This is a genomic window from Streptomyces coffeae (genome assembly GCF_016741875.1).
In the GTDB taxonomy this organism is placed as follows: Bacteria; Actinomycetota; Actinomycetes; order Streptomycetales; family Streptomycetaceae; genus Streptomyces; species Streptomyces coffeae.
The window spans coordinates 1-10,724 of the sequence record NZ_JAERRF010000068.1; the positions used below are offsets into that span (position 1 = coordinate 1).

The window sequence follows — 10,724 nt, forward strand, 5'->3', positions numbered from 1 at the left end:
GAGACGCGGTATCGGAGTTCCCCACCGATCGCGGCTGGGACGTGGACGCGCTGTACAACCCCGACCCGGACGCGGTGGGGACCACCTATCTGCGTTCGGGCGCGTTCCTGTCGGACGTGAGCGGGTTCGACGCGGGCTTCTTCGGAATCTCTCCGCGCGAGGCGCTGGCCATGGACCCGCAGCAGCGGCTGCTCCTGGAGACCTCCTGGGAACTGCTGGAACGGGCTGGGATCGACCCGGCGACGCTGCGCGGTGAGCACGTCGGCGTGTTCGTCGGCTCGAACGCTCAGGACTACGGTCTGGTGCTGGGCGAGGCCGCCGCGGACGTCGGTGGCTATGTGGCGACCGGCAACGCGGCCAGCGTGGCATCCGGTCGGCTCTCCTACACGTTCGGCTTTGAAGGCCCCGCCGTCACGGTGGACACGGCGTGCTCATCGTCCCTGGTCGCCCTGCACTTGGCGGTGCAGGCGCTGCGGTCGGGTGAGTGCTCGCTCGCGCTGGCAGGTGGCGTGACGGTGATGTCCACGCCAGGTGCGTTCATCGAGTTCAGCCGCCAGCGCGGGCTGTCGGTGGACGGCCGGTGCAAGGCGTTCGCCGCCGCCGCTGACGGCACCAGCTGGGGCGAGGGCGTCGGCATGCTGTTCGTGGAGCGTCTGTCGGACGCGCAGCGCAACGGCCACCCCGTGCTGGCGTTGATCCGCGGCTCGGCAGTGAACCAGGACGGCGCGTCCAACGGCCTCACGGCACCGAACGGTCCGTCGCAGCAGCGGGTGATCCGGCAGGCGTTGGCGAACGCGGGTCTTGCTCCGTCCGATGTGGACGCGATGGAGGCGCACGGCACTGGAACCAAGCTGGGTGACCCGATCGAGGCGCAGGCGCTGCTGGCCACCTACGGCCAGGACCGCCCCGCCGACCAGCCCCTGTGGCTGGGGTCCATCAAGTCGAACATCGGTCACACACAGGCCGCCGCGGGCGTGGCCGGTGTGATCAAGATGGTGATGGCGATGCGGCACGGTGTGCTGCCGCGCACCCTGCACGTCGACGAGCCGTCCCCGCACGTGGACTGGTCGGCGGGCGCGGTGGAGCTGCTCACCGATCAGCGTGAGTGGCCTGCTGCGGACCGGCCATGGCGAGCCGGTGTGTCCTCGTTCGGATTCAGCGGAACCAACGCCCACACCATCATCGAGCAGGCACCCGCGGTCGAGCAGAAGGAAGCTCCGGAGCCGGCGTACGACGGACTGGTGCCGTGGGTGTTGTCCGCGGGCGACGAGGGTGCGTTGCGTGGCCAGGCTCAGCGTCTGATGTCCATCGTGGACGAGCATGCGCCCCTTGATGTCGGCTACTCGCTCGCGACCTCGCGGTCGGCGTTGGACCACCGTGCGGTGGTGGTCGCCGCTGATCCTGCCGAGTTCCTGTCGGCTCTCGCCGCTCTCGCCGAGGGGCGGGACGAGCCGGGTGTCGTGATGGGTGAGGCGGCATCGCGCCGGCTGGGCTTCCTGTTCTCGGGTCAGGGGTCGCAGCGCCTGGGGATGGGGCGTGAACTGGCTGCTCGATTCCCGGTGTTCGCCGACGCCTTGGACGAGGCGCTGGGCGCGTTCGACCCGCAGGTGCGTGAGGTGCTGTTCGGCGAGGACGCCGATGCCCTGAACGAGACCGGGGTGACCCAGCCCGCGTTGTTCGCGGTCGAGGTGGCGCTGTTCCGCCTGCTGGAGTCCTGGGGCATCCGACCCGAGGCGCTGGCGGGCCACTCGATCGGTGAGCTGGCCGCCGCGCACGTGTCCGGCGTGTGGTCGTTGGCTGATGCCGCCAAGGTGGTATCCGCCCGTGCCGGGTTGATGCAGGCGCTGCCGTCGGGTGGCGCGATGGTGGCCATCCAGGCGACCGAGGCCGAGGTCGCGCCCGAGTTGCCCGACACCGTGGACATCGCCGCGGTCAACGGGCCGACGTCAGTAGTCGTCTCCGGCGAGGCGGCCGACGTCGAGGCAGTTGCCGAACGATGGCGCGAGGCGGGTCGGAAGGCAACGCGTCTCCGCGTCAGCCACGCGTTCCACTCGCCGCTGATGGACCCGATGCTCGACGAGTTCCGCCGAGTGCTGGAGAGCGTGTCCTACGAGGCACCCACGATCCCGATCGTGTCCACACTGACCGGTACGCTGGCCACCGCCGACGAACTCGCCTCACCCGAGTACTGGGTGCGGCATGTCCGCGAATCGGTGCGGTTCCACGACGCGGTCACGGCGCTGCGCGAGCAGGGTGCCGATGTGTTCGTCGAGATCGGGCCGGGTGGAACGCTGGCCGCTCTCGGTCTCGGCAGCGCACCCGACGCGGTGTTCCTGCCCGCGTTGCGTGCGGACAGGCCCGAGGAGCTCGCGCTCATCACCACGATCGCCGCGTTGCATACGCAGGGCGTGGCGGTTGACTGGACCGCCTACTTCGCGGGCAGCGGGGCCCGGCGGGTCGACCTGCCGACATACGCCTTCCAGCACCAGCGCTACTGGCTGGACGCTCGGCCCGGTAGTAACACCGGGGCCGCGCCGGACGCGGACGAGGCGCGGTTCTGGGCCGCGGTGGACAGCGAGGAGACGACGGCACTCGCGTCGTCCCTGGGGATCACCGACGACGGGGTGACCGATTCGCTCCGCACCGTGCTGCCGCTGCTGTCGTCGTGGCGGCGCCAGAGTCGCGAGAAGTCCACTGTGGACAAGTGGCGTTACGCCGTTGACTGGAAGGCTGTGAGCCACCCTGCGACGACACCCCCGTCGGGCACGTGGCTGGTCGTGGCACCCGCGGGTGACGAGCGCGCCGACACGCTGAGCAGGCTGCTGGAGGACCGCGACCTGGCGCTCCTCGCGGTCCAGGTCGAGGTCGACGAAGCGGATCGCGCGGGGCTGGCCGACGCACTGCGCGCAGCCGTCGCGCACGAAGAGGTCAGCGGTGTCCTGTCGCTGCTGGCGTTCGACGAGGCGCCGCACCCCGACCACCCCGCGGTGCCGAACGGTGTGGCGGCCACCCTCGCGCTGGTCCAGGCGCTCGGTGACGCGGACGTGCAGGCGCCGCTGTGGTGCGTGACGTCGGGTGCGGTGTCGGCGGCCGCGGGTGACGCGGTCGCGGGCTTCGCGCAGTCGATGGTGTGGGGCCTCGGCCGGGCCGCCGCGTTGGAACACCCCGGTCGCTGGGGCGGCTTGGTCGACCTGCCGGAGACGGTGGACGAGCAGGTGGCCGCTCGGCTGTGCGGCCTGCTGGGCGGATCGGAGGACCAGGTCGCCGTGCGCGGGTCCGGTGTGTTGGCGCGTCGGCTCCGGCGGGCCGGCCGGGCCGCCGCCGGCCCCGGCTGGACCCCGCGTGGCACGGTCCTCGTGACCGGCGGTCTCGGCGCCCTGGGCGCCAGGGCTGCGCGGTGGTTGGCGGCGCACGGTGCCGAGCACGTCGTGCTGGTGAGCCGTCGCGGTCCTGAGGCCGAGGGCGCCGCGGAGTTGGAGGCCGAGCTCATCGAGCTGGGCGCGCGCGTCACGGTCGCCGCCGTCGACATCGCCGCCGGGGACGGGCTCGCCGCCCTGCTCGACAGCCTGGCTGCCGCCGATGACCCGGTCCGCGCCGTTGTGCACACCGCGGGTCTCAACGACAGTGCTCCTGTCGAGGAGACCGACCTCGCACGCTTCGCGGACGTGGTCACCGCGAAGGTGGCGGGTGCCGCGCACCTGCATGAGCTGCTGGCCGACACGCCGCTCGACGCGTTCCTGTGCTACTCCTCGATCGCCGGTATCTGGGGCAGCGGTGGCCAGGTCGCCTACAGCGCTGCCAATGCCTACCTCGACGCGCTCGCCGAGCACCGCACCTCGCGCGGTCTGCCGGGGACGGCAGTGGCCTGGGGCCCCTGGGCCGGGGGCGGGATGGCCGACGACGAGGCGCAGCGGCAACTGTCCCGGCGCGGGCTCCCGGCGCTGCCGCCGGAACTCGCGGTGGGTGCCATCGCCGACGCGGTCGCCGGTGGCACGGCGAGCACGGTCGTCGTCAACGTGGACTGGGAGCGGTTCGCCCCCGCGTTCACGATCGGCAGGCCCAGCCCGCTGCTGGCCGACCTGGCCGAGGCGCATGCCGCGGTCGCGGACCGGACCACCGAGTCCGATGGGGCCGACGAGGACGGGGCGGAGCTGCGGCGCCGCCTCACCGGCCTGGACGCGGCGAAGCAGCGGGAACTGGTGCGCGGGCTGGTGGTGGCGCAGGCCGCCACCGTCCTCGGACACACCTCGGCCGGCGCCGTCGAACCCGACCGGGCATTCCGCGAATTGGGCTTCGACTCGCTGACCGCCGTCGAACTGCGCAACCGGCTGACGACCGCGTCCGGCCTGACCCTGCCCGCGACGGTGGTCTTCGACTACCCCACCCCCGCGGCGCTGGCCGAGCACCTTCTGACGGAGGTCCTGGAACCGCACAGCGGGTCGCTGCCGGCGCCGGAGGTCGCCGTGTCGGGGGTGACCGATGAGCCGATCGCGATCGTGGCGATGGCGTGCCGGTACCCCGGTGGTGTGGCGAGCCCGGAGGACCTGTGGCAGGTGTTGCTGTCGGGTGGGGACGCGGTGTCGGAGTTCCCGGCCGACCGTGGTTGGGACCTGGAGTCGCTGTACGACCCGGACCCCTCGGGTGTGGGCACGTCGTACAGCCGCATGGGTGCCTTCCTCGACCGTGTGGCGGACTTCGACGCGCGCTTCTTCGGGATTTCGCCACGTGAGGCGCTGGCGATGGACCCGCAGCAACGGTTGCTGCTGGAGAGCTCCTGGGAGACGTTCGAGCGGGCCGGTATCGACCCGAACGCGGTCCGTGGCGAGCGGGTTGGCGTATTCGTCGGCTCGAACGTGCAGGACTACGGCCTGGTGCTGGACGGGGCCGCCGAGGACGTGGGTGGGCACGTGGCGACGGGCAGCGCGGCGAGCGTCATGTCCGGTCGGCTGGCCTACACATTCGGTCTTGAAGGTCCCGCCGTCACGGTGGATACGGCGTGCTCGTCGTCACTGGTGGCGCTGCATCTGGCGGTGCAGGCGCTGCGGTCGGGTGAGTGCTCGCTCGCGCTCGCGGGTGGCGTCACGGTGATGTCCACGCCGGGTGCGTTCATCGAGTTCAGCCGCCAGCGCGGGCTGTCGGTGGACGGCCGGTGCAAGGCGTTCGCCGACAGCGCGGACGGCACGGGCTGGGGCGAGGGCATCGGGATGCTGCTCGTCGAGCGGCTGTCGGACGCCCAACGCAACGGCCACCAGGTGCTGGCCGTGGTGCGGGGTTCCGCGGTGAACCAGGACGGCGCGTCCAACGGTCTGACGGCACCGAACGGACCATCACAGCGCCGGGTGATCCGGCAGGCACTCGCCAGTGCGGGCCTCGCTCCGTCCGATGTGGATGCGGTCGAGGCGCACGGAACCGGCACGAAGCTGGGTGACCCGATCGAGGCGCAGGCACTGCTCGCCACCTACGGCCAGGACCGCCCCGCCGACCAGCCGCTGTGGCTCGGCTCGATCAAGTCGAACCTCGGCCACACCCAGGCCGCGGCCGGTGTCGCCGGTGTGATCAAGATGGTGATGGCCATGCGGCACGGTGTGCTACCCCGCACCCTGCACGTGGAGGAGCCGTCGCCGCACGTGGACTGGTCGGCGGGCGCGGTGGAGCTGCTCACCGATCAGCGTGACTGGCCTGCCGTGGACCGGCCGTGGCGGGCCGGTGTGTCGTCGTTCGGATTCAGCGGAACCAACGCGCACACCATCATCGAGCAGGCACCCGCGGTCGAGCAGAAGGAAGCTCCCGAGCCGGCGTACGACGGGCTGGTGCCGTGGGTGTTGTCGGCGCGGTCCGGCGAGGCGCTGCGGGAACAGGCGTCCCGGCTCCGCGAGGAGTTCGCGCACGAGACGGCCGTGTCCGTCGCCGATGTCGCCCACTCGTTGCGGTCCCGCTCGAAGTTCGACCACCGCGCCGTGGTGGTGGGGCTGGACCGGGAGGAGTTCCTCGCCGGTCTCACCGCTCTGGCCGACGGCCGTGAGGCGCCGAACGTCGTGACCGGTGTGGCGGAGAACCGCGGTGACGGTGTGGTGTTCGTGTTCCCCGGCCACGGTTCGCAGTGGGTCGGCATGGCGCTGGAGCTGCTGGAGTCCTCGCCGGTGTTCCGCGCGCGGATGGAGGAGTGCGCGGAGGCGCTGGAAGCGTTCGTCGACTGGTCGCTGCTGGACGCGATCCGGGATTCCGACCTGATGGAGCGGGTGGACGTCGTCCAGCCCGCGCTGTTCGCGGTGATGGTGTCGCTGGCCGCCACCTGGCGGTCGTGGGGCGTCGAGCCGAGCGCCGTGCTGGGGCACTCGCAGGGCGAGATCGCGGCAGCGTGTGTCGCGGGCGCCCTGTCCCTGGACGACGCGGCGCGGCTGGTTGTCCTGCGGAGCAAGGCGTTGACCGCGCTGTCCGGCCAGGGTGGCATGGTGTCGGTCGCGCTCGGTGTGGACGCGGTGCGGGAGCTGCTGGCGCGGTGGGAAGGGCAGCTCGCGGTCGGCGTGGTGAACGGCCCCGCCTCGGTCGTCGTGTCCGGTGATGTCGCCGCGCTGGACGAGCTGGTGGAGGTCTGCGCCGAGCGGGGGGTGTGGGCGCGGCGGGTCCTGGCGGACTACGCCCCGCACTCCCACCACGTCGAGCGGATCGAGGCGGAACTCCTGGAGGGGCTGGCGGATGTGTCGCCGCGTTCCGGTGACGTGCCGTACTTCTCCCCCCTGACCGGCGGGTGGCTGGACACCCGTGAGATGGACGCCACGTACTGGTACCAGAGCCTGCGGCAGACGGTGGAGTTCGCGGACTCCGTCTCCGCTCTGGTGGCGGCGGACTTCACGGCCTTTGTCGAGGTCAGCCCGCACCCGGTGCTGGTGGCCGGGCTGGGCGAACTGGTCGGCGCCGACGGCGTGGTGGTCGGCTCGTTGCGGCGCGGGGACGGGAGCCTGGCCCGGCTGGTGACCTCGGCGGGCGGGCTGTTCGTCCGCGGCGGCCGGGCGGATGGGGAGCCCTTCGGCGCGTGGGAGCTCTCCGGTGCGCGGCAGGTGGACCTGCCGACGTACCCGTTCCAGCGCGAGCGTTTCTGGCCCACGACGACGCACACCGCGTCCGGCGATGTGACCTCGGCCGGGCTGGGGCGGGTGGACCACCCCGTGCTCGTCGCCGTCACCGAACTCGCGGACTCCGAGGGCCTCGTATTCAGTGGCAGGCTTTCCCTGCGCACCCACCCGTGGCTCACCGACTACCGCGTCCTGGGCGCGGCGGTACTCCCCGGCGCGGCCTACGTGGATCTCGCGCTGCGCGCCGGTGACCACGTCGGCTACGTGTCGCTGGACGACCTGGTGCTGGAGGCGCCTCTGGTGCTGCCCGAGCGGGACGGCGTCCAGGTGCGGCTCAGCCTCGACGGGCCGGACGCTTCGGGCAAGCGGGCGTTCACCGTGGATTCCCGAGGGGACGAAGGCGGGGACTGGACCCGCCACGCCACCGGCGCTCTGGCGGCCGAGGGGGAACCCGTCACCGACACCCTCGTCGCCTGGCCGCCGAGCGAGGCCGAGCCGGTCGAGCTGGCCAGTCACTACGCCACCGTCGCCGCCTCCGGCCTCGACCACGGCCCCGCCTTCCAGGGCCTGCGCGCGGCCTGGCGCAAGGGCGACGAGGTGTTCGCCGAGGTGGTGCTGCCGGACGGTCTCGCGGACGAGGGCTTCGGCTTGCACCCGGCTCTCCTGGACACGGCGTTGCACGCCATCGGGCTCGGGGTGGGTTCGGACGGGCTCCCGTTCTCATGGGCCGGGGTGCGGCTGCTGGCCACCGGAGCGACGGCGCTGCGCGTCCGGTTGACGCCGGTCGGCGTCGACGCCGTGGCGGTGCTGGTCGCCGACGGCTCCGGCGAACCGGTCGCCACCGTCGACGAGCTGAGCCTGCGGCCCCTCTCGGCCGATCAGCTCAACCTCGCACGGTCCGCACACCGCGACTCGCTGTTCGAGGTGAAGTGGGTCCCGATGCCGGACGCCGCTCCCGACATCGGCACGTGGGCGGTGCTCGGCGGCGACACCGCCCGGCTGGCCCACGCGCTCACTGCGGCCGGTGAACTGGTCGACGAGCACGGCGACTTGGCCGCGCTGCTGGCCGCTGTCGATGGCGGCGCGCCCGTGCCCCGGTGCGTGGCCGTGACGCCGGGCGAGGGCGCGACGACCCCCCGAGAGGCGACCCGCCGCACCCTCGACCTGCTCCAGAAGTGGCTTGCGGACGACCGGTTCGCCGAGTCGCGGCTCGTGCTGCTGACGAGCGGCGCGGTGGCGGCCGGGCCGGACGAGGACGTCCCGGACCTGGTGCGCGCTCCCGCGTGGGGCCTGGTGCGGTCGGCGCAGTCGGAGCACCCGGCGCGGTTCGTACTGGTCGACGTGGACGGGGACGAGAAGTCGCTGCGCAGGCTGCCCGCCACGGTGGCAACCGGGGAGCCGCAGGTCGCGGTCCGGAACGGCGTCGCCTCGGTGGCCAGGCTGGCACGGCTCGCCGCTCCGGCCGACGCACCCGAACCGGTGGCGTTCGCCCCCGATGGCCCGGTGTTGATCACCGGTGGTCTCGGCGTGCTCGGCGGTGTGACCGCGCGGCACCTCGTCACCCGCCACGGAGTACGGAACCTGGTGCTGACCGGCAGGCGCGGCACGGCTTCGCCGGGCGCGGAGGAACTACGCCGGGAACTGGAGGAGTTGGGCGCGCGGGTCGTGGTCGTGGCGTGTGACATGAGCGACCGCGACGCGGTCGCCGCACTGCTGGCCGAGCACCCCGTGACCGCTATCGTGCACACGGCGGGCGTACTGGACGACGGCGTGATCGAGTCCCTGACTCCGGAGCACATCGACGCGGTGCTCCGCCCCAAGGCCGACGCCGCGCAGCACCTGCACGAGCTGACCGCGGGGATGGACCTCACGGCACTCGTGCTGTTCTCCGCCGCCGCCGGTGTCTTCGGCGGCCCCGGCCAGGGCAACTACGCGGCCGCCAACGCGTTCCTCGACGCGCTCGCGCAGCACCGCCGGGCGGCCGGGCTGCCCGCGACGTCGCTGGCCTGGGGTCTGTGGGCCGAGGCCAGTGGCATCACCGGCCACCTCGACGACGCCGACGTGCAGCGGATGGCGAGGGGCGGCATGGTCCCGCTGTCCTCCGAGGACGGCATGGCGCTGTTCGACGCGGCGCGCGCGACCGGCGCCGCGACCGCGGTGCCCGCCGCGATCGACCTGGCCGCGCTGCGGGCCCATCCGGAGCAGGTGCGGCCGCTGCTGCGCGGTCTGGTTCCCACCCCCGCCCGCCGGTCCGCGCGGTCCGGCGACGGCTCCGGGACGGTTCCGCTCACCCAGCGGCTCGCGGGCCTCACCGAGGCGGAGCAGGACCGGGCGCTGGTGCACCTCGTCCGCACTCACACCGCGGCCGTACTCGGCTTCGCGGGACCGGAGGCCGTCGGGGCGGACCGGGCGTTCAAGGAACTTGGTTTCGACTCGCTGACCGCCGTGGAACTGCGCAACAGGCTCGACGCCGAGGTCGACTCACGACTGCCCGCCACCCTGGTGTTCGACCACCCGAACCCGGCGGCGCTCGCGGCCCACCTGCGGACGACGGTGCTCGCCGACCCCGGCACGCCCGCCGCCGCGGTGCTCAGCGAACTCAACAAGCTGACGATCACCATCTCCAAGCTCGACCCGAACGACGAGTTGGTCGGGGACATCCGGCTGAGGCTCCGGTCGCTCCTGTCCACATGGGACGACAAGGAGACCGAGTCCGCCGCGGTGGACGACCTGAGCTCGGCAACGCTGGACGACGTGTTCGACATCATCGACGAGGAACTCGGAAAGTCCTGATCAGCCGGTACGGACTCACACCAGGATCAGCCCATACGGGCTCTTGGCCAGATCAGCCCGTACGGACTCTGACCAAGATCAGCCGGCACGGACTCTCATCAAGACGGGTACGGACTCTCACCCGGAGGGGTAGCACGCACATGTCGAACGACGACAAGGTCCTCGACTACCTGAAGCGCCTGACCGCGGACCTGCGGCAGACCAGGCAACGGCTTCGCGAGGTCGAGGAGAAGGCCAGCGAGCCGATCGCGATCGTCGGCATGAGCTGCCGTTTCCCCGGCGGGGTCGAGTCGCCGGAGGACCTGTGGCGTCTTGTTGAGTCCGGTGCGGACGCGGTGTCCGGGTTCCCCACCAACCGGGGTTGGGACGTGGAGTCGCTGTACGACCCGGACCCCGACCACTGGGGCACCACCTACGCGCGTGAAGGTGGCTTCCTGCACGACGCGCTGGAGTTCGACCCGGGTTTCTTCGGGATTTCGCCGCGTGAGGCGTTGGCGATGGACCCGCAGCAGCGGCTGCTGCTGGAGACCTCCTGGGAGGCGTTCGAGCGGGCCGGTATCGACCCGAACTCGGTGCGGGGCAGCCGGTCCGGTGTCTTCGTCGGCACCAACGGCCAGGACTACGCCGCGTTGTTGATGGCCGCGCAGGAGAGCGTCGAGGGATACGCGGGCACCGGAATCTCGGCGAGTGTCATCTCCGGTCGGCTCTCCTACACCTTCGGTCTCGAAGGTCCCGCGGTGACGGTGGACACGGCGTGTTCGTCGTCGCTGGTGGCGTTGCATCTCGCGGTGCAGGCGCTGCACAAGGGCGAGTGTGAACTGGCGTTGGTCGGCGGTGTCACGGTGATGTCGACGCCGG

General features: G+C 72.1%; 2 protein-coding genes. Both read left to right on the forward strand.

All coding sequences use genetic code 11. The features are described 5' to 3' along the window. On the forward strand, positions 1–9,866 hold a 9,866-nt coding region (locus tag JK363_RS44515), incomplete at its 5' end, for a type I polyketide synthase (RefSeq protein ID WP_372444955.1). A gap of 140 nt (positions 9,867–10,006) precedes the next feature. After that, positions 10,007–10,724, forward strand: a 718-nt coding sequence (locus JK363_RS40575; RefSeq protein WP_201883351.1) for a beta-ketoacyl synthase N-terminal-like domain-containing protein, incomplete at its 3' end; no start/stop codon positions are given.